Origin of the sequence: Streptococcus suis YS161, from assembly GCF_002760245.1 — a bacterium.
In the GTDB taxonomy this organism is placed as follows: Bacteria; Bacillota; Bacilli; order Lactobacillales; family Streptococcaceae; genus Streptococcus; species Streptococcus suis_I.
This window is the reverse complement of record NZ_ASCA01000027.1, coordinates 1-19,336: the sequence shown is the minus strand read 5'-3', so window position 1 is coordinate 19,336 and position 19,336 is coordinate 1. Positions and strand designations below refer to the sequence as shown.

Here is a 19,336-nt window from a genome sequence, read left to right as displayed (position 1 = left end):
TGATTGTTTTTTTATTCTAGTGTACAGGTAAATCCACGAATTCTCAACTGGGGGTCTTTACATATTGTCTATACATTATCTCCAGTACTATTATAGAAAACTCAAAAGCGTTCCAGAGCACAATACTCTGGAACGCTTTTGTACTTTTTATATCCTCAATCCACTAAGCAATTCCTTATTCTGCCAGAGCAGATAAAGGCCACCACCGATAATAATCAGCATGATGACAAACTTAATCAAGCCCTTGACAAAGCGGATAACCAACATCAAGATCATCGAAACAATTAACCATCCCCAAGCAGAAGAATGGAGCAAGGTCTGCATACTCTCTAAACTGGCACCAGTCCAGGCCTTAATTGGTTCGGGAATTTTATCAAACCAACTACTATCTATACCGATTTGTTCCATAATCGAATGGCTAGTCGATTGTAACCAAGCAAAAATTCCTGCATTATAAATGAAAAGCAAGGCTTGCTCTGGGTATCGTTTTATTGTATTCGTAATTGTTCGTAACATATTTCTCCTCTAATCTGAATACAAGGCAAGGACCGCATCAATATCTGCTTGCTGGATACCATGATTTGACCCTGCTGATTCCATGACAGATGTTTGACTATCGTCATGATCTAAACCAATGGCATGGCCCAATTCATGCTCCGCGGTATGGATGATTCGATCCATATCATAACCATATTCATCATTCAATAGATAGTAGCTATTCAATCGTACTGTCACAGAACTATAATAATTTGTCAATAAATTAGTCGTTGAATTGGCCTCACCTGCTGCCTGGGTATTCCCATCATTCATCTCTGTTGCAATAATATCGGCATGACTTGGGTCAGTAGTACGGACAAGGGTAAAGGCACCCGTCGCATTCCAATTAGCAATGGCTGTCTCATAGGCAGCCACAAAAGTCGGGTTCTGGGTTTCAATATAGACAGTCGCTGTATTGGTTTCCCAGCGTCCATGGTCTGCTGTATTGACCGTATCCGTCGTCAGGTGCTTAATGGTATCAACACCCTCTTCAATCGTCACTTCAGATTGACCTTTGACCATTAGTTGCACTTCCTGAGCCAAGGTTTGCAACATCTGTGGTGCTGCTTCTTGCTGGAAATAAAACAATAGCCACAAGCCACAAGCAATGATGACCATAGACAGCCATACCAAACTCCAAACGGTCCGCCAAATAAACTTAAAGAAATTAGTAATAAACGTCATACACTATACCTCTCTCTCGAAATAGATTTCAGTATAGTGTTTTTTTCTGAAATTTTTCTTAAATTCTAGGACAAGCGTTCTTCCAATTTGAAATCAATGGGCAACCAAGCCAAAACTTTCTCAATCTGTTGGTTCCAGTAATACCACTCATGTTTACCAGGACCAAAACTCGCTTCGATATCAAAGCCTAGCTCTTTCAGCTCTGCAACAGCCTCTTGATGTCCTTCAAAGAGAAAATCTTCCTCACCACACCAGGCAAAGAACTTGGTTTTCTTGTCCGACAGTTGACAAATATTGGTCAGAAGATTTGGATTTTCTGGGTCATCAACATCTCCAAACACACCTTTCCAATAGGCAGAACTACCTAATTCCAAGGCAGATGGACTGGAGAAATCAACTAGCAAGGCTCCTGAAAGTGAAGCTGCGTATGAAAAACGATTGGTTGTCATGGCAATCTTAAAAGTACCATAGCCCCCCATGGATAATCCTGCGATAAAATTCTTCTCACGTTTGTCTGACATATTTGGGAAAAATCGCTTGAGGATTTGAGGAAGTTCAATCGCAATAGCATCATAATAATTCATGCCATAGGTGGTATTGGTATACCAGCCTTTATCTGTATTGACCATAACCACGATAAGATTGGTATAACGAACCAACCGTTCCACTGTAGAACGATTCAGCCAGGAATCCTGATTTCCTCCCATACCATGCAACAAATACAAAACAGGAATGTCTTTATCATCAGGATTGTCCACACGATTGCGATCTGGATATAAAACCGTAACCTGTCTAGACATATCTAGAGCTTCTGAGTGGTATTCAATTTTCATTATTGCCATAAATGTTCTCCTTATGGTAAAGAGCCTGAGTTCCCCTCGGCTCTCCCATCTTATTCACTTATTTTACTTCCATAATCACCGGCAAAATAGCTGGGCGACGTTTGGTCTGGTCGAAAAGGAATTTCGCTAGATCATCGCGAACAGCACTCTTGAGTTCTGTCCAATCAAAGCTATCCTTTGTAAAGTAGTTTTCTACCGTTGTATTCACCAATTCTGATGCCTCACGCAAGATGTCCTTGCTCTTTTTCACGTAGACAAATCCACGCGTATTGACCTTGGCCTTTGAAATGATTTTCTTCTCACGACGATTGACAGTGATAGCAACGATAAAGATACCATCTTCCGAGAGGATCTTACGGTCACGAAGGACGATATTTCCAACATCGCCCATGGCATTTCCGTCAATCATGACATCACCAGCAGGAACCGCTCCGCTATGGACAAAATCCCCCTCTTCAAAAGCCATGACATCCCCACGCTTAACGATGATAATGTTTTCTGGATACATACCGATTTCGAGCGCAGCCTTAGCGTGAGCATCCAATTGACGATACTCCCCTTGAACTGGGAAAAGATATTTAGGCTTCATGATGTTGAGCATAAGCTGCAAATCACGCGCACTGCCGTGACCAGATACACGCAGTTTTTTTGTAATGGATTTGACCGTTCCACCAGCCTTGTAAATCAAGTTTTCTACACGAGCAACAACCGCTTCTTTTGAAATACTTGGAGTGGTAACAATATAAACTAGATCACCTTCTTTGATTTCAACGTAGCGATGTCTACCGATAGACATTTTACGCAATCCATTTAACGGCTCGCCCATACGACCAGTTTCTAAAATAATCAATTCATGGTCTTCATACTTGTTCATATCCTTTGGTTTTACCAACAAGCGTTCGCTGACTAAACGAAGTTTTTTCAATTGAATCGCTGTTCGGACAATGTTTTCCACATCATGTCCTGTCAACACGACACGACGACCAGTTGCTTCTGCCGCGTCAAAAATCTGTTGAATACGTACAATATTGCTGGCAACTGCTGCCACAATAACTCGCCCGTCACAGTCAGCAATCGTATTGAGAATTTCCTCCCCAGCCTCATGCATGCTCGCTACTTGAACATTGCTATCTGCATTAGCTGAGTCTGACAAGAGGGCCAACACACCTTCGTTACCGATTTCAGCCAATCGCCCAAAATCCGTACGATAAAACTTATCTGCCGCCTGGTCAAACTTAAAGTCACCTGTGTAGACAATATTTCCTTCATCCGTCTTAACGACAATTCCTAAACTCTCTGGAATAGAGTGGGTCGTCTGAAAGAAAGATACCACTGAATCCCCGAAATCAATTTCAGTTTCAGCATTGATAACATGGAAATCATTAAATTTCTTAGTAGCATTATTCCCCTTGACAAGTAGCTTAGCCAATTCGATCGTCAAGTGCGAACCAAATACTGGCACTTTCACTTTCTCCAAGAGATAAGGAAGCGCTCCGATAGCATCTGCATGTCCGTGAGTTAGGAAGACCCCTGCTACACGGTGCTTATTTTCTTCCAAATAATCGAAATTTGGGACGACTACATCCACACCTAACTGTTCATTCTCAGGATACTTTGCCCCTGCATCCAAAACAAAAATATGTTCATTCACTTCGGCAATGTACAGGTTTTTTCCATTTTCACGTACACCTCCGAGAGCCATGATTTTTATGCTACTCATTTTTTCTCCTTTTTGGACATCCCACAGGTGTCCATTTTATTTTTCTTACCAACGGTCCTTGGGATGCCCAAGTCGAATTACAGTCTGCTATTTATCGTCATTTAGTTTTTCTTTTATTACTTCGACGTAGGAGAGACTGAGCAAAAAGCCCAGCGCCACTTCTTAGAGTTCGTGTCAACATCTCAGCGCAGTGGTTGATTGGCAGATTTGTTCGTGTTTTACACTCCAAATCCAACCTAATCAACTGTGCGGGGGTGGGAAGACGAACTCTTTTTAGACCACTCGAGTTCTTTCCCACTCCCTATTTCCAACTTCAAACACTCCACAGGAGTATTTGAACTCACCTTGCCTGATTTTGCAAAACCTACTTGCTCCGCAAGTTTTATCTCCCACCTTGCACAGTCCATTAACTGTGCAAGCAATCTGGGGGATACGAATAGTCCGGTGGACTATTCGTACCTGAGCCTGAAAACAAAAAAGCGAAGTACATCAGCTGGTCACCTAGAAACAAGAAAGCATTGAGTTATGCCTGCGGCTTTTGATGTGAACATCGTTCACTTTATCCCTAGTCTCCAACTATCTCCCAGATAGTTGGAGCAAGTACTAAAAGTAAACTAAAAGACTATATTTTAGCTATCGCTTCTATTATACATTTTTTCAAGAAAATTTACAAAAAACTCCGCTGAAAATCAACGAAGTTCTACATATACATTAGTAACCATGTCCCTTATGTTCCCACTTTCCACCAAGATTACGCACTAAAATCCATTTCCAATCCCGATGAATACTATTTGGTTCCAAGGTAGGCTCTGCTCCTTCTGCCGCTACCTTAAAAGAAGAGGTTAACACTATAGCCTCCTCTGCACCATAGTTTTCAGCCCAGTCGTCAAATAACTTTTCATCATCGCCACCGTATCCAATGGTCAATAATTGACAACTCTTAAAATGCTTATCAAAGTAATCTTGAACGACAACTACAGCATCCTGAATCTCTTTTTCCGTATACAATTCTGATTGTTCCATCGGTTCAATCTCTGCCTGATAAGCTGCTCTTGTCCGACATCCTACCAAAAAAAGACAACACAACAGACTACAAATAGCTAAACATTTTCTCATCTTTGTTACCCCAAGTCAACAATCGTTGCTGAAAAGCCAATCTCTTCTACAAAACGCAAAACATCTTCTGTCTTTACAAAAATCGTTTTCGTATTAACATTGGGGTGGAAGGTTAGAATGGGTTCAGAAAGGATTTCTTTATCAAAAAAGACTTGAATATCCTTATCAACATTATGTAACAAGCCAAAAACAGATACCGCACCCGCAGGCAAGTGCATTTTTTCCATCAAGCTATCACTCGAGGCCATCCGAATGCGGTTGGCTCCCACCAAATCACGAAACTGGTCCATATCCAACTGCTTCTGGTCATCCATGATCAGTAAATAAAATGCAGTCTTTTTCTTATTAGTCAGAAACATGGACTTGGTCCGTACTCCTTCTAACCCTTCAATGTAACGGTCTGCTTCCTCAGTTGTCCGAGCTGGTGGATGCTCTACAATGGTGTAGTCCATTCCCAAGTCAGCTAAGCTTTCAAAAACCAATTTATCCATGACAACACCTCTTGATATATTTAGTATATTATACTTCTTTTTAATTTAAAATTCAAAGGATAAGAAAAGCCTGGATTGCTCCAGACTTTAATCAAACAACTTATAATAATCTTCCAGTTTCATCTTGGATTTTTCATCAGCCGTTTGGTCCTGAATAATCTGACCATTTTTCATGACAATCAAGCGATTACCGTGACGGAGAGCATCTTCCATCTGGTGAGTGACCATGAGGGCCGTCATTCCCTTGGTCGCAATCAATTCGTCTGTTAATTGCATCAAAGATTGGCTGGTTTTAGGGTCGAGGGCTGCAGTATGCTCATCCAAGAGTAAAAGTTCAGGCTGTTTCAAACTCGCCATCAACAAACTCAATGCCTGGCGTTGACCACCTGAGAGGAGCCCCGCTGGCGTATCCAGATGTTTTTCCAGACCATTTCCCACTCTCGGCAAAAGCTGGGCAAATTCTTCCGTCTGTTGGGCCAATCTGCGTGGCACTAAGCCCCGTCCCTCGCCACGGTACTTAGCTATCAGTAGATTTTCTGCCACCGTCATCCGTGGCGCTGTACCCATTTTAGGATCTTGGAAAACACGTGACAAATACTTAGCACGTTTTTCTGCAGGCCAATTGGTCACGTCCTCACCAAGAATATGGACTGAACCACTAGTCAAGGGTAGGGTTCCAGCAATGACATTAAAGAGGGTTGACTTCCCAGCACCATTGCCACCTAAAATGGTAATAAAATCACCCTGGTAGATGGTCAGATTGACATTATCCAAAATCACACGTTCTTCATCAAAACCGTTTGTCACCACCTTGGTGGCATTTTTTAATTCAACAATTGCTTTCATCGTGACAGACTGGCTCCTTTCAGAAGTTTATTTTTCAACTCAGGAACCATGAGGCAAGTTGCCAGAATCATGGCCGAGAAGATACGGAGGTAGCTGGTATTGATACCGAGGGAAATGACCACCAAAATCAAGAACTGATAGAAAATTGCTCCCACTACAATAGCCAAGAAGCGTTCCAACATGGTCAGATTTCCATAAATCACCTCACCGATAATCAGACTAGCCATACCGACCACAATGACTCCAATACCACGCGACACATCCGCATAGCCTTCTTGTTGTGCAATCAAGGCACCTGCAAGAGCGATGATCCCATTTGAAAGAACAAGACCTAGCAACTCCATTCGACTTGTATTGATACCAAAACTGCGAGCCATATCTGGATTATCTCCTGTTGCAATAAAGGCTTGTCCAAGGCGAGTATAGAGGAAGAACATCAAGGCACCAATCACCACCGCTAGGCTACCTAGACCTAGCAAGAGACCATTGACTTGCTCAGAAAAAGGAAGGAAATCTTGTAAACGTTTGGTATTCAGTAAGCCTAGATTTGCCCTACCCATGATAAATAGAATGACAGAGTGACAGGAAGACATGACCAAGATACCAGCTAGGAGAGTGGGAATTTTCCCCTTGGTATAAAGCAAGCCTGTGACAAAGCCCGCCAAACAGCCAACAAGAACTGCTGCCAGAGTAGCCAAGATAGGATGAACTCCTTGCGTCAATAAGGTAACAGCAACCGCTCCTCCAAGCGGGAAAGAGCCCTCTGTCGTCATATCAGGAAAATTCAGAATCCGAAAGGTAACGAATATTCCCAAACCTAGTACAGCCCATAAAAGAGCCTGTGAAACTGTTGATACAATCATATTTTTCCTTTTCTCTTATCTCTTATTCGATAACCTTGCTTGCTTTACTAATCACATCATCTGACAAGGTAATTCCTAATTCTTTAGCAACTTTTTGGTTGACAACAACGGTACCCTCGTTAAAGATTTGTACAGGTGTATCCGCTGGATTTGCACCGTCTAGGATTTTGGCAGCCATTTTACCTGTTGCCACACCCAAGTCATATTGGCTGAGGGTAACAGATGCAATACCTCCACCTTCGACCATGTCTTCTACACTGGTGAAAATCGGAGTTTTTGTTTTATTTGCCACAGATACGACAGTTGAAAATGCTGAGGCAACTGTGTTGTCTACTGGTGTAAAGAGAACATCTGCTTTACTACTTGCGACCTCTACTGTCGCTGCAATTTCATTACTAGAAGCAACTGCATATTCAAGGACAGTATAGCCAGCCTCTTCCGCTGCTGCCTTAAATTCCGCTACTTGAATTTTTGAATTATCTTCATTTGAAGAGTAGAGAATACCGATTGTTTTAGCGTCTGGTGTAATTTCTTTAATGAGAGAAACTGCGTCTGCTACTGGTGTTTGGTCAGATACTCCTGTGATATTTCCACCAGGATTTTTCAAGTCAGTTACCAAGTTAGCACCAACAGGATCTGTCACAGCTCCCATGATAATAGGTAATTCTGTCGTAGCGTTTGCTAATCCCTGTGCAGCAGGTGTTGCGATACCGATCAAGAGCTCATTGCCATTGTCCACCAATTTTTTACTCATGGTCTGCACCTGTGACTGATCACCTTCTGCATTCATAAAATCAATTTCTAAATTATCCGTTGTGGTATAACCACCTTCTTTAAGGCCTGCTTTGATTCCCTTGTAAATTTCGTCTAGTGAATCATGGGTTACAAATTGGAGGACCCCAATTTTAACTTTTTCTGTGCTATTCGTTGAATTGTTCTGTTCTTTTTGCGTCATAAACAAAGCAGCAACTACCATAACAGTAAGGGCAACAATTGTAGCAAGTAAATTTTTATTTTTCAACATATTCATTCTCCTCGTAAAATACACAATATACAATTTCTACGTCATCAATATATTATTCCACCATCGCCATCGTTTCATCATGATTACCTCATTTTGCTAATAATTGTCAAAGTAGATTGCTTTTAGATTAGGAACGGAGGCGCAGACATAACTCAAGTTAGGCAAGCCGAACGTGACGCAATATAAAAGCAATCTACAAAGACAAGGAAAAAGCCCCCGCATACTGAAAAACAGTATGCGAGGGCGTCAATGACACGGTGCCACCTCACTTATGGGAATTGTCTAGAATCCTCCCATATCTCATCTCCTCTAACAAGGAGTTGCACTGTAAGGTGTGCGGACCGAACTATCATTGTTTTAAGTTCATTTGCGTGATTGATTTGGCTAGTTACTTCGTTAACTCTCCTTGCTATACCGCCAGTATAAGCTGCGTCAACCTGCCTCGTACTCAACCAAAACAGTCTACGCAAAGTAAGTCATACCAAACAATCCTTGTGAATTTAGGGCATTTTAGGACTAGGCAGTCGGGTGAAGGCAGTACTGGTGGTACGGCAAGACCGACTAACGACGTCATAAAATAGACATAAATGCACATCAGCCCATTTCATAAAACTCCGCCACCTGTTCCCAGCACCACAGGCTCCCTGAAGACTTCTGCTTTACTACTTCTTCTGATTACAGATGATTATACGGCATCAAAATCACTTTGTCAATACTTTTGATTAAATTTTCTGAAAACTTTTTATGTCAGTAGGGACTACCAGTCTCATCAAAAAACATCAAAATATGATATACTAGACTGAGTTATAGCTATTAGAAAGAGGAAAACCATGTCTTTTGACGGATTTTTTTTACATCACATGACGGCTGAGTTAAAGGCCAATTTAGAAGGTGGGCGGATTCAGAAAATCAACCAGCCCTTTGAACAGGAAATTGTTCTGAACATCCGTAGCAACCGTCAGAGCCATAAATTGCTCCTGTCCGCCCATTCGGTTTTCGGACGAATTCAACTGACCCAGTCGGACTTTACCAATCCAAAAGTGCCCAATACCTTTACCATGATTCTACGAAAATACTTGCAGGGCGCTATTATTGAGGAAATTCGTCAGTTGGACAATGACCGCATCTTAGAATTTTCGGTGTCCAACAAGGACGAGATTGGCGACCATATCCAAGCTACCTTGATGGTGGAAATCATGGGCAAGCACAGCAATATCATCTTGGTTGACAAGTCTGAACAGCGGATTATCGAGGCTATCAAGCACGTTGGTTTCTCGCAAAATTCCTACCGAACCATCTTGCCAGGCTCAACCTACATTCGTCCACCGGAGACGCATTCTCTCAATCCTTACACGGTATCTGACGAGAAATTGTTTGAAATCTTATCGACTCAGGAACTGAGTCCAAAAAATCTCCAACAGACCTTTCAAGGTTTGGGACGGGATACGGCTTCTGAACTAGCCAGTCGTTTGCAGACGGACCGCCTGAAGAACTTCCGTGCCTTTTTTGACCAGGCAACTCAGCCTAGCCTGACAGACAAATCCTATGCTGCTCTGCCATTTGCCAATAGCCCTGAAAACCAGCCACACTTTGAGAGCCTGAGCAGTCTGCTGGATTTCTACTATCAGGACAAAGCGGAGCGGGACCGGGTGGCCCAACAGGCCAATGAGCTGATCAAGAGGGTGGCCAGTGAGTTAGAGAAGAATCGCAAGAAGCTGGTCAAGCAGGAGCAGGAATTGGCGGATACTGAGACGGCGGAGTTGGTGCGGCAAAAGGGTGAGCTCCTGACCACCTATCTGCATCAGGTACCCAACGACCAGCCGAGCGTGCGGTTAGACAACTACTATACGGGCGAGGAGCTGGAGATTGAGTTGGATGTGGCTTTGACTCCTAGCCAAAATGCCCAACGTTATTTCAAAAAGTACCAGAAACTCAAGGAGGCGGTCAAGCACCTGACCAACTTGATTGAGGAGACCAAGGCAACCATTGTCTATCTGGAATCCGTTGACACCATGCTGGGACAGGCTAGTCTGGCAGAAATCGATGAAATCCGTGAGGAATTGATTGAAACAGGCTACCTCAAGCGCCGCCACCGTGAGAAAATCCATAAGCGTCAGAAACCTGAGCGTTACTTGGCGACGGACGGGAAAACCATCATTCTGGTTGGGAAAAATAACCTGCAAAATGATGAGCTGACCTTCAAAATGGCCAAGAAAGGCGAACTCTGGTTCCATGCCAAAGACATTCCAGGCAGTCACGTGGTCATCACTGATAACTTGGACCCAAGCGACGAGGTCAAGACCGATGCGGCGGAGTTAGCCGCCTATTTCTCTAAGGCCAGACATTCCAATCTGGTCCAAGTCGATATGATTGAAGCCAAGAAACTTCACAAACCAACAGGTGGCAAGCCTGGTTTTGTGACCTACCGAGGTCAGAAGACCCTCCGTGTCACCCCAACTGAAGACAAAATAAAATCCATGAAAATCTAATTCATGGATTTTTCTGTATTGAAATCACTCCGCCTTATCAATATCTTCTCTAACTTCCTTAGCGTTGAACTTAGCAAAAAGATATTGGCGGTCTTGGACAGGGAAGCGTTGATCCAGCTGATCCACAGGTCCCACTTCCACCATTCCTTCTGAGATAACATAATCCATGACATGCCCGCCAAATGTCAAATCATCCGAAATAAAATGCAAATGATAGCCAGCTACACTGACCCCGTGAAAAATTTCTGGTGTCCAAATACCAACAATGGTACCTGAAATATTCTCTGCGGTATACTCAGGCTGGCGACTTGCCACCTCCGCAAAACGGACATCCGAAGCTGATTTTGGAATCATGCGCACGTGCATATGCGAAAACGTCCCTTTGATTTTGATGGAACGAAAGAGATTTTCCCCATCATAATAGGATTCAATTCGCTGGTGCAATTCATCGCTAGTCATTTCAAAGCGTTGTTTGAAAATCACTTCTGCCTCATGGAAAATGACCGCCGCATAGGGAACCTTCATATCAGCTGGAACTTCAACCACTTCTGGTTTCTCCCCTGCTCCCTTGGCCTGATAAGCCTTTCCATCCAAGACAATCAGCTCACCGTCAATGGAATCCAGGGTTCCCAAACCCAAATCACCATGTTCCAACAATTCGCCAACCGTCAAGGAGCCGCCATACAGTCCAGCCATCAAGGCACCTAAGGTATTGTATTGAAATAATCGATTTACTTGCATAACCTACTCTTCATTCAAAAATTCTTGCATGGCTAAATCGTCTGGTACCAATTGGATATAACGACTAGCTTGCTCTTTTGCCTCATCCAAACGACCAAGTTGACGTAAAACCGCTACGTAATCAGCCAAAAATTCAGGATTCTCAGCCAATTCTCCAGCCAATTCATCGTAAAGCGCAATAGCTTCATCATCTCTTTCTAGAGCTTGATAGGCTTTGGCCATATTCCAGCGGGCTAGAACGTTATCTACCTCTTCATCAAATAAAGCCACAACCTCTTCAAATCGTTCCTGCTCAAGATACAGATTGGACAAGCGCAGAGCTAGTTCGTTACTATCATCTGCCACCTCTTTTGCCCGTAGAAGATAATCTTCTGCCCCTGCCTCGTCATGCAATTCATAGGCATACTGCGAAGCCTGAAGCAAGAGATTGGCGTCAAAATCATTTTTAGCCAGGCCTTTTTGAGTCATAGCCAAGGCATCATCAATCTTATGCTCGGCATGAAGCGACTGAGCATAGGCATATTCATAGCCCTCAAAATCAGGATTGATGGTATCCAACTGCTTGAAATAGAGATTGGCCTTTTGGTATTCTTCTCGTTCAAATAGCAGAGCTGCCAATTCAAAGACCGTCTGATCATCGTATTCCAACTCAACAGCTTTTTCCAAAAATTCAATCGCCGCTTCAAATTTCCCCAAACTTGCATAGGCAATACCAATTCGCTGATAGGTAGAAACTCCCGTTAATTCGTAGATTTCACGATTGTCCAGCTGGGCATAGTAGGAAATAGCCTCATTAAAAAGCTCCAGTTCCATATCCAATTCTGCTAAGCCAAAGAGGATGATGGGTTCATCTGATAAGTGACTTGCTTCTAACAATTTTTCACGCGCCACATCCGACAAGCCTTCTGCCTGATACAGGTCCGCCTTGACCAACAAGGCTTCCACATAGACAGAACTGTCTTCCGAAATTTCCTCCAAGTATCCGAAAGATTCTTCAACCAAGCCATCTTCAAATGCTATTTGGGCAAGATTGAGCAGTACTTCGGGAAATTCTTCTTTGACCTGTTCATAGATTTGTCTAGCCTGTGGGAAAAAACCAATGCCTTCTAAATAGGCTGCCAAGGACAAAAGCGTTTCGCTATCATCTTGCACCAAGGCGCGCTTGAAATACTTATCTGCCTTGTCTAAATCCTGTTGGTCCAAACAAACCAACATTTTTTCACTATTGTTCATTCACAACCTCATTTTCTTCATCTTCATACAAACTACTGTGTGCCTTGTACCATTCAAATGCCGCTTTCACTAAAACCTTAATAGAGGCATATATTGGAATTCCCAGAAGAACTCCTAGGACACCATACATCTGACCAGCTGTCAATAATACAAATAAAATGGTAATTGGATGAATACTTAGGGAGCTTCCGATAATCAATGGTGTCACAAAACGACCTTCTATAGTCTGCTCAATCATAAAGACTACTAAAACCTTTATCAGCATGATTGGACCAGCAATCAATCCTAAAATAACAGCTGGAATCATGGCCAAGAAAGAACCCAAATACGGAATTAGATTGAGGAAACCAGCCATCACCCCCAAAGTTATTGGATAGCTAAGACCAATGATTGAGAACATCACTGAGAACATCAGGGCAACAATAATCGCAACGGTCACCTGACCACGAACATAGTTTGATAATTGCCCATTCACATCTGATAGTACTGTTCCAATTGGTTCTCTCCACTTGGTTGGTAGATATTGGGTAATGTGTTTATTCAAATACTGACCATCCCGTAACAGATAAAAGAGAATAAAAGGCATAATCAGAACAGCAACAATAATCTGTGAAGCGGTTGAAATCAAATTACTTGCCCAGTTTACAGCACTTGTTGAAAATTTTTGCGCATAAGCAACTGCTTGATCATTGACCTTATTTAACAATTCCAATGCAGTAGGACGAAATTGTTCAAATCTTTGGTCCTGCAATAAGCTCGTCACTTGCCCTTCGATTTTCTGGATATTTGAAGGAAGATTTTGCGCAAAAGATGTCACTTGCTCTTGAATACTCGGAATTGCCACCGCCAGTCCCCAGATAATGAGAAGACTGATTAAAACAAAGAGAATGGAAATACCAACTGTACGAGAAATTTTATGCTTTTCCATCCAGTCAACCATCGGATTTAATAGGTAATACAAAAGACCTGTTAAAATCATCGGTAACAATACAATTTCTAAAAAGCTTCCTATCGGTCTGAATAAAAAACTAATTTTACTAAAAATAAATATGGTCAAAAAAGTCAGCAAGGTTACCAATAAAAATGTCACCGCTTGGCTATTTAAAAACAAGCGGAAAAACCAAGTCAGACTAAATTTTTGATGCTTATCTTCCATCTAATACACTCCTAGTCTTTTTTTCTATTGTAACATGGAGAAAGGATTTTTGTAAAAATCAACTACAGAATTTATACGACTTTCTCAGAAAAACATGGTATAATTTTATCAATCATTTCCAAAAAGGAGAATCCTATGACTATCTATTTCGGTACCTACACAAAACGTGAATCCAAAGGAATTTATAAAGCAAATTTTGACTCTGAAACAGGACAACTTAGCAATCTAGAATTGGTCACTGAAGAACCTAACCCTACCTACCTTGCCTTTGATAAGGCCGGACATCTATACTCCGTCGGCGCTGAAAATGGTCTAGGAGGTATCGCTGCCTTTAATGCTGACTATACTCTACTCAACCATGTTGTATCAGAGGGCGCACCACTTTGCTATGTCGCTATAGATGAAGCAAGAGATTTAGTTTATGGCTCCAATTACCACAAAGGGCAACTACTTGTTTATAAACGTTTGGCGGATGGTTCGCTAGAATTAGCTGATGTCGCTCAACACGAAGGATCTGGGCCGCACGAAAACCAAGCTTCCGCCCATGTTCACTTTTCTGATTTGACGCCCGATAAATTTCTAGTAACCTGTGATTTAGGATGTGATCAAGTGGTAACCTATAAGGTATCTGACCAAGGAAAAGTAGAGAAAATCGCAACCTATCAGGCTGCGCCAGGAAGTGGTCCACGTCACATTGTCTTCCATCCTGTCGCAAAAATCGCCTATCTCATCTGTGAACTCAATTCAACTATTGAAGTGCTTATCTACGACGGCTGGGGACAATTTGAACACCTACAAACTGTCTCTACTCTCCCAGAAGACCATACTGGTTTCAACGGTACTGCCGCTATTCGCATCACAAAGGATGGTAAATTTATTTATGGCTCCAACCGCGGAAACGACTCTATCGCAGTCTACAAAACGCTTGCTGATGCCAGCTTAGAATTAGTTGAAATCGTCCCAACAAATGGAAAAACTCCTCGCGATTTCACGCTTAGTCCTGATGAAAAGCATTTGATTGTTGTCCATCAAGATTCTGACAATGCAACTGTATTTGAGAGAGATGCCGAACATGGCTGTTTGACTGAGCTTTCACACGATTTCTATGTTCCAGAAGCAGTTTGCATTACATTTTTATAAGTCGTTTCAGTTGTGAAATCCGTCCAGTTTTGGTTTAATAGTTTCATAGGAGGTGTTTTCACCATGAATCCAGTAGATCTTTTTAACCAAGTAAAAGAATTGATTGCAAACAAAGACTTTGATGGTGCAAAACAATTTATCGAAGAAAACAAGGACCAATTCGGTGAATACTTGGAACAGGCAAAAGGCTTGTTATCAGGTTCTGAAGGTGTTAACGGTCTTTTAGATAAAGTTAAAGGTTTGTTCTAATACATGTAAAAACTAGGCTGAGAATGTTCAGTCTAGTTTTTTGTTTGTTCAAAAATATTTGTTATCTCTTGCAATGAGGGAATTACCCAATCGCTCTTCAATTTTTCATTTTCACTGGCATGCTTTCCAAAACCAGTCAGTATCCGTACAGTCCACATTCCCAAAGATTTAGCAGGCAGAATATCATTATCATACCTATCCCCGACATAGACAACTCTATCTGCAGGGATGTTTGCTTTTTGCAAGGCAAGTGTGAAAATAGTTGTATCTGGTTTAGATAGCCCAACCTCTTCAGAGAGGATGATGAGTTGAAAATAAGACTCAATTCCCCACTCTTTAAGCAGATCTCTAACACTACTAGACTGATTGGCAACAATCCCCAATCGATAGTTTTGTGATAACTTCTCTAGAGCATCTATTGTTTCAGGATACAGGCTCACACCCTCATTTGTCCATAAAGGACGTGGCTCGGTCGGTGCAAAATAGTGCCAGGTCGCACGAATGGGATCCAGCGACTGATGAGCATACTCCACCATTTTCTTTTTATAAGAATCTGATGAAACCTCTATATCCAGAGACTCTAACTTCTTCACACACTTGTCTATATAATAACCATAAGCAGTCTCTTCATCTAAAAGCGTCGAACCCAAATCAAAAAATATCCACTCTATCATCCCACTCTCCATCTCTTTTCAACATGAGAATACTTAAGTTGATCTACCTTTTTAGAATATCATTTTATCAATATCAAGGCAAAGAAAACTCCCTTGGAAAACCTAGAGAGTTTTACTAATCCCTCACTATACTAACTCGGGGATAAATTAGTACACTGTACTACGAAAAACAAGTCTGGAAATTTCCAGACTTGTTCTTATTATGACCCTCGCTATTCTAGCTCAGGGATAAATTAGTACACTGTACTAATTTATTTTTTCAAGTTATCTGACAATGTTTCAGTACCTGCAAACAGGGGCTGTTTTGATTAGAATTTATCTCAATTCTATCAAAATTTCAAACGCTTGGATAAGTATAGGAAACATAAAGGGTAACTAAAAAGGGAATTAAAAAGATGAGTTCAGTAAGCAAGAATCAGCGTATCGAATTGATACGCTTTTTTTGATTGCTGGAAAGTGTATTATACCATGTTTTTACTGTATCCAGAATATACTTATGCTTGTAATTTCTTTTCTGCGATAGCATCGGTCAATGTTTGGGAAAAGTTAAGCCCTAACTCTCTGCCTAATCTATCCGCCCAACGTGGTATAGTCAAAGTCTTTTTTATTGGCTCTTGACTGCCTAAATAGTCGGCTACATCCACCACAACCAAAGAAATAAATGACTTAGTAAGATCATAACTCTCTGAAAATTCTGGGTCATTCTTGAAAGGGTCATTGTCAACTAGTGAAAGCTTGTTAATGTCAGACGGCGCTGGAACTTCTAGCCCCGTTTCAATAATATCCGCAAGCGTGACCCCAAGCCAATCGCTAGCCATTGCCATAGCATCCGCCATACTCTCGCCTTGAGTTGCTGAGTGTTCAAAGTCTGGGAAATGTACAAAATAAGGGGCAACAGTGCTGTCTGTATCGTCATAATAGAATAAAGCTGGGTAAGTTGCAAGCATATTGAAAAACCTCCAAAAGTTGAAAAGGCAAGCGGTCAAACCGCTTTAGCGTAAACCTGCCTGCCTTAGAATTGCCCGCTCGGTGTACTTGTTAAGTTCTCCATGCGGTATGGTTATTGGTCTCTGTCCTGATTTATCCATCTTAACATGTGACCCTTTTCCGCCCTTGACCTGTTTCCAGCCCTCAGCCGTCAAAAGTTTAACCATTTCTGTTTGTGTCATCGGCATAGCGCTCTACCTCCTGACAAGATTATTATACCATACGTGTTACACGTATTCAACTAAAAAGATATTTTTTAAAATCGCCATTTTGACAAAATAGACTGTGCTGGGGTGGTGCTATTCGCTCAAAACGTGCAAAATGACAAAATCGCTACTGCTGTTCACTATGATACATCTTCATATCAGACAACGGTATTAGACTAAAATACAAATCAGAATAGGTGTCGAACCACTTATTTAATCGTTCATATGCTGGGCTGGGTGTCATAAATAGAATTTTCTGGCACGCGCCAACCACGTTCATGTAATTATACACATAGACATCCTTTATAACTTTTAGAAGAGTTTCGTCGCTGGTTTGCACCATAATATCAGTCATCCGCTTGATTGTAACATATTTTTGATAAGCTAGTAAGTCACGATTTTTAGCAGCGTCAAACATCTTACGCTCTAGGACGCTATAATTTGGGTTTCCCTTGTCTTTTAAAAAATACCACTTCAACCATAAAATCTTTTCTCTATGCAGCACGTCTATACGCTCGCTTTTTTTCTTTGTCATGAATACCTCCGTCTGTGTTTTTCTCGCTGTTCGTTCGCTGTTTAAGTCTGTTTTTTGACTTCTTTCAACCTATGATAAGTTTGTTTTTTATTGTCAAAATCGGAGCGTGTTCCTAGCTTCGTTTCCTTTATTCGCCCTTTGTTCGTTCTCTGTTCAAGCACAAAGTCCACTCCACTATCCCGACAAAAAACTGTCTAATTTTCTGCCGTTTTGTGAATGGTGATGGAAGTTGAATTTCCCCACGTTCATAGGCTCGCACAATTCTCTTTGAGTACAGACTTGCGGTCTTTATCTGGTATTTTGGAATCCGTTCACGCTCTATGATATCCGCATACAAGTTGAATGCTTTCTCCTCTAGCTCGGTATCCCTTAGTAAATGCTGTAATACAAGTGAGTAAATCAGTGCTGTGTGATATTGCTGATAATTCATCCCAATTTAACTCCCAAAGCACGTCCAGCACTGTATAACCTCTGATAAGTTTCATAATAATAACTATCACTCATGTATAAATACCTAACAAAACCACGCGCCTTGCCTGCTGATGGAAAGAAAGGTACAAATACATGAAAATCAAAGATAAAATCAAAAAGAACGGTCAAAAAGTTCACTATGCTAGCGTTTATCTTGGAGTTGATAAGTTAACAGGTAAGAAAGCACGAACAACCGTCACAGCTAGCACTAAAAAGGGTGTAAAAATCAAAGCTAGACAAGCTCAGTTGGAATTTGAGAAAAACGGTCATTGTGTCAAAGAAAAACCAACCATCACTACTTATCGGGAGCTTGTGGCCCTTTGGTGGGAAAGTTACAAGAATACCATCAAGCCAAACTCACGGCAATCCATGGAAGGTATTGTTAGACTTCATATTTTGCCCGTATTTGGAGATTACAAGCTAGATAGGCTATCTACCCCTATCATCCAGCAACAAGTCAATAAATGGGCTAATGATGCAAATAGTGGTGTTAGTGGGGCGTTTGCTAATTACAATTTATTGAATAATATCAACCGCCGCATTCTTCAATATGGTGTGACGATGCAACTGCTGCAACATAACCCCGCCCGTGATGTTATTGTGCCACGTAAGCAGCAGAATAAAGAGCAAAAAGTCAAGTTCTTCAGCAATCAGGAATTAAAACAGTTTCTTGATTACCTGGATAGCTTGGATCAGTCAAATTATGGTGATTTCTTTGACTACGTTCTTTACAAGACTTTACTGGCCACTGGTTGCCGTATCGGTGAGGCACTGGCTCTGGAGTGGTCCGATATTGACTTAGAAGCTGGTACAATCAGCGTAACAAAAACGCTCAATCGATACCAAGAAACAAACACGCCTAAATCAAAATCAGGGCTACGAGATATTGAAATAGACAAGGCTACTGTGTTGTTGCTCAAGCAATATAAAAAGCGTCAGCAGGCTCATGCTTGGACGCTGGGGCGGTCTGTGGATATTGTATTCACTCCGTTTACTACCAAATACGCTTATGCTACTCTATTACGCAAACGGCTACAAAAACACTTCAAGGCTGCTGGCGTGCCTGATATTGGTTTCCACGGCTTCCGTCATACTCACGCCACTATTATGTTATATGCTGGAATAGAGGCCAAGGACTTACAATATAGGCTTGGCCATTCAAATATTGCCATGACCTTAAATACTTACGTTCACGCCACCAAGGAGAACGCAAAAAAAGCCGTCTCAATCTTTGAGGCAGCTATCAGCAATTTATAAAAAGTCATAACCACCCGTGAAAACGGGTGGCTTGTACACCGGCTATAAGCCGTTTCTCTCCAGCGACGTCTAAAG

Annotated in this window: 21 protein-coding genes; 4 read left to right on the top strand and 17 right to left on the bottom strand. The window is 41.7% G+C overall.

The annotated features are described in order from the left end of the window. Positions 1-147 precede the first annotated feature (147 nt). From SST111_RS03960 to trpX, 9 genes are all read right to left on the bottom strand, one after another. Complete coding sequence (locus SST111_RS03960; RefSeq protein WP_099810100.1) at positions 148-516, bottom strand: hypothetical protein; 369 nt, start codon at positions 514-516, stop codon at positions 148-150. Positions 517-525: 9 nt separating this feature from the next. Next, on the bottom strand, positions 526-1,221 hold the full coding sequence (locus SST111_RS03955) for a M57 family metalloprotease (RefSeq protein ID WP_099810099.1): 696 nt from the start codon (positions 1,219-1,221) through the stop codon (positions 526-528). Positions 1,222-1,286: 65 nt separating this feature from the next. Continuing rightward, positions 1,287-2,063 carry an alpha/beta hydrolase gene (locus tag SST111_RS03950; RefSeq protein WP_099810098.1) on the bottom strand — a complete coding sequence of 259 codons (777 nt, stop codon included), beginning with the start codon at positions 2,061-2,063 and terminating at the stop codon, positions 1,287-1,289. Positions 2,064-2,121: 58 nt separating this feature from the next. Beyond that, positions 2,122-3,783: a ribonuclease J gene (locus SST111_RS03945; RefSeq protein WP_099810097.1), complete on the bottom strand. Its 1,662-nt coding sequence runs from the start codon at positions 3,781-3,783 to the stop codon at positions 2,122-2,124. A gap of 711 nt (positions 3,784-4,494) precedes the next feature. Beyond that, on the bottom strand, positions 4,495-4,806 hold the full coding sequence (locus SST111_RS03930) for a hypothetical protein (protein WP_257211382.1): 312 nt from the start codon (positions 4,804-4,806) through the stop codon (positions 4,495-4,497). Between the two features lie 98 nt (positions 4,807-4,904). Further along, positions 4,905-5,390 (bottom strand): prolyl-tRNA synthetase associated domain-containing protein, encoded by a 486-nt coding sequence (locus SST111_RS03925; protein WP_015647096.1) that lies wholly within the window; start codon positions 5,388-5,390, stop codon positions 4,905-4,907. An 87-nt stretch (positions 5,391-5,477) separates the two neighbouring features. Next, entirely contained in the window at positions 5,478-6,236 is a 759-nt protein-coding gene (locus tag SST111_RS03920; RefSeq protein ID WP_099810093.1) for an ABC transporter ATP-binding protein, read from the bottom strand. After that, a complete protein-coding gene (locus tag SST111_RS03915; RefSeq protein ID WP_012027421.1) occupies positions 6,233-7,099 on the bottom strand; it encodes an ABC transporter permease in 867 nt (288 codons plus the stop codon). The genes SST111_RS03920 and SST111_RS03915 overlap by 4 nt, the downstream gene beginning before the upstream one ends. A 22-nt stretch (positions 7,100-7,121) precedes the next feature. Then, the gene (trpX, locus tag SST111_RS03910; RefSeq protein WP_099810092.1) at positions 7,122-8,123 is read right to left on the bottom strand and encodes a tryptophan ABC transporter substrate-binding protein; all 1,002 of its coding nucleotides are present in this window, start codon (positions 8,121-8,123) and stop codon (positions 7,122-7,124) included. Positions 8,124-8,953: 830 nt separating this feature from the next. Between trpX and SST111_RS03905 the strand changes: the two genes are divergently transcribed. After that, complete coding sequence (locus SST111_RS03905) at positions 8,954-10,612, top strand: Rqc2 family fibronectin-binding protein (protein WP_099810091.1); 1,659 nt, start codon at positions 8,954-8,956, stop codon at positions 10,610-10,612. 24 nt (positions 10,613-10,636) lie between these two features. On the opposite strand, the gene budA is transcribed toward SST111_RS03905, so the two are convergent. Genes budA through SST111_RS03890 form a run of 3 tightly spaced genes read right to left on the bottom strand, consistent with a single transcriptional unit; the run spans position 10,637 to position 13,742 of the window. After that, entirely contained in the window at positions 10,637-11,353 is a 717-nt protein-coding gene (gene budA / locus SST111_RS03900; RefSeq protein ID WP_024377919.1) for an acetolactate decarboxylase, read from the bottom strand. A gap of 3 nt (positions 11,354-11,356) precedes the next feature. After that, positions 11,357-12,586 carry a tetratricopeptide repeat protein gene (locus SST111_RS03895; RefSeq protein ID WP_099810090.1) on the bottom strand — a complete coding sequence of 410 codons (1,230 nt, stop codon included), beginning with the start codon at positions 12,584-12,586 and terminating at the stop codon, positions 11,357-11,359. Next, a complete protein-coding gene (locus SST111_RS03890) occupies positions 12,576-13,742 on the bottom strand; it encodes an AI-2E family transporter (RefSeq protein WP_024398740.1) in 1,167 nt (388 codons plus the stop codon). Before SST111_RS03890 ends, SST111_RS03895 begins: the two co-directional genes overlap by 11 nt. A 135-nt stretch (positions 13,743-13,877) precedes the next feature. Between SST111_RS03890 and SST111_RS03885 the strand changes: the two genes are divergently transcribed. Next, entirely contained in the window at positions 13,878-14,882 is a 1,005-nt protein-coding gene (locus tag SST111_RS03885; RefSeq protein ID WP_099810089.1) for a lactonase family protein, read from the top strand. Positions 14,883-14,945: 63 nt separating this feature from the next. Then, positions 14,946-15,131, top strand: coding sequence for a hypothetical protein (locus tag SST111_RS03880; RefSeq protein ID WP_002935693.1), 186 nt, complete (start codon positions 14,946-14,948; stop codon positions 15,129-15,131). A gap of 32 nt (positions 15,132-15,163) precedes the next feature. Here the strand turns inward: SST111_RS03880 and SST111_RS03875 are convergent, their stop codons facing one another. From SST111_RS03875 to SST111_RS03855, 5 genes are all read right to left on the bottom strand, one after another. After that, the gene (locus SST111_RS03875; RefSeq protein WP_099810088.1) at positions 15,164-15,805 is read right to left on the bottom strand and encodes an HAD family hydrolase; all 642 of its coding nucleotides are present in this window, start codon (positions 15,803-15,805) and stop codon (positions 15,164-15,166) included. A 494-nt stretch (positions 15,806-16,299) separates the two neighbouring features. Then, entirely contained in the window at positions 16,300-16,752 is a 453-nt protein-coding gene (locus SST111_RS03870) for a type II toxin-antitoxin system HicB family antitoxin (protein WP_099810087.1), read from the bottom strand. Between the two features lie 45 nt (positions 16,753-16,797). Continuing rightward, positions 16,798-16,980 carry a type II toxin-antitoxin system HicA family toxin gene (locus SST111_RS03865; protein ID WP_099810086.1) on the bottom strand — a complete coding sequence of 61 codons (183 nt, stop codon included), beginning with the start codon at positions 16,978-16,980 and terminating at the stop codon, positions 16,798-16,800. 145 nt (positions 16,981-17,125) lie between these two features. Continuing rightward, positions 17,126-17,533 carry a hypothetical protein gene (locus tag SST111_RS03860; RefSeq protein ID WP_099810085.1) on the bottom strand — a complete coding sequence of 136 codons (408 nt, stop codon included), beginning with the start codon at positions 17,531-17,533 and terminating at the stop codon, positions 17,126-17,128. Positions 17,534-17,660: 127 nt separating this feature from the next. Then, positions 17,661-17,963, bottom strand: coding sequence for a hypothetical protein (locus SST111_RS03855; protein WP_257211379.1), 303 nt, complete (start codon positions 17,961-17,963; stop codon positions 17,661-17,663). 134 nt (positions 17,964-18,097) lie between these two features. Here SST111_RS03855 and SST111_RS03850 point away from each other — a divergent pair, with 134 nt between their 5' ends. After that, entirely contained in the window at positions 18,098-19,261 is a 1,164-nt protein-coding gene (locus SST111_RS03850) for a tyrosine-type recombinase/integrase (protein ID WP_099810084.1), read from the top strand. Positions 19,262-19,336: the final 75 nt, after the last annotated feature.

What these genes read in the sequence shown, in the direction of transcription:
- SST111_RS03960 (WP_099810100.1), bottom strand. Translation starts at nt 516, where the DNA reads ATGTTACGAACAATTACGAATACAATAAAACGATACCCAGAGCAAGCC.
- SST111_RS03955 (WP_099810099.1), bottom strand. Translation starts at nt 1,221, where the DNA reads ATGACGTTTATTACTAATTTCTTTAAGTTTATTTGGCGGACCGTTTGG.
- SST111_RS03950 (WP_099810098.1), bottom strand. Translation starts at nt 2,063, where the DNA reads ATGGCAATAATGAAAATTGAATACCACTCAGAAGCTCTAGATATGTCT.
- SST111_RS03945 (WP_099810097.1), bottom strand. Translation starts at nt 3,783, where the DNA reads ATGAGTAGCATAAAAATCATGGCTCTCGGAGGTGTACGTGAAAATGGA.
- SST111_RS03930 (WP_257211382.1), bottom strand. Translation starts at nt 4,806, where the DNA reads ATGGAACAATCAGAATTGTATACGGAAAAAGAGATTCAGGATGCTGTA.
- SST111_RS03925 (WP_015647096.1), bottom strand. Translation starts at nt 5,390, where the DNA reads ATGGATAAATTGGTTTTTGAAAGCTTAGCTGACTTGGGAATGGACTAC.
- SST111_RS03920 (WP_099810093.1), bottom strand. Translation starts at nt 6,236, where the DNA reads ATGAAAGCAATTGTTGAATTAAAAAATGCCACCAAGGTGGTGACAAAC.
- SST111_RS03915 (WP_012027421.1), bottom strand. Translation starts at nt 7,099, where the DNA reads ATGATTGTATCAACAGTTTCACAGGCTCTTTTATGGGCTGTACTAGGT.
- trpX (WP_099810092.1), bottom strand. Translation starts at nt 8,123, where the DNA reads ATGTTGAAAAATAAAAATTTACTTGCTACAATTGTTGCCCTTACTGTT.
- SST111_RS03905 (WP_099810091.1), top strand. Translation starts at nt 8,954, where the DNA reads ATGTCTTTTGACGGATTTTTTTTACATCACATGACGGCTGAGTTAAAG.
- budA (WP_024377919.1), bottom strand. Translation starts at nt 11,353, where the DNA reads ATGCAAGTAAATCGATTATTTCAATACAATACCTTAGGTGCCTTGATG.
- SST111_RS03895 (WP_099810090.1), bottom strand. Translation starts at nt 12,586, where the DNA reads ATGAACAATAGTGAAAAAATGTTGGTTTGTTTGGACCAACAGGATTTA.
- SST111_RS03890 (WP_024398740.1), bottom strand. Translation starts at nt 13,742, where the DNA reads ATGGAAGATAAGCATCAAAAATTTAGTCTGACTTGGTTTTTCCGCTTG.
- SST111_RS03885 (WP_099810089.1), top strand. Translation starts at nt 13,878, where the DNA reads ATGACTATCTATTTCGGTACCTACACAAAACGTGAATCCAAAGGAATT.
- SST111_RS03880 (WP_002935693.1), top strand. Translation starts at nt 14,946, where the DNA reads ATGAATCCAGTAGATCTTTTTAACCAAGTAAAAGAATTGATTGCAAAC.
- SST111_RS03875 (WP_099810088.1), bottom strand. Translation starts at nt 15,805, where the DNA reads ATGATAGAGTGGATATTTTTTGATTTGGGTTCGACGCTTTTAGATGAA.
- SST111_RS03870 (WP_099810087.1), bottom strand. Translation starts at nt 16,752, where the DNA reads ATGCTTGCAACTTACCCAGCTTTATTCTATTATGACGATACAGACAGC.
- SST111_RS03865 (WP_099810086.1), bottom strand. Translation starts at nt 16,980, where the DNA reads ATGCCGATGACACAAACAGAAATGGTTAAACTTTTGACGGCTGAGGGC.
- SST111_RS03860 (WP_099810085.1), bottom strand. Translation starts at nt 17,533, where the DNA reads ATGACAAAGAAAAAAAGCGAGCGTATAGACGTGCTGCATAGAGAAAAG.
- SST111_RS03855 (WP_257211379.1), bottom strand. Translation starts at nt 17,963, where the DNA reads ATGAATTATCAGCAATATCACACAGCACTGATTTACTCACTTGTATTA.
- SST111_RS03850 (WP_099810084.1), top strand. Translation starts at nt 18,098, where the DNA reads ATGAAAATCAAAGATAAAATCAAAAAGAACGGTCAAAAAGTTCACTAT.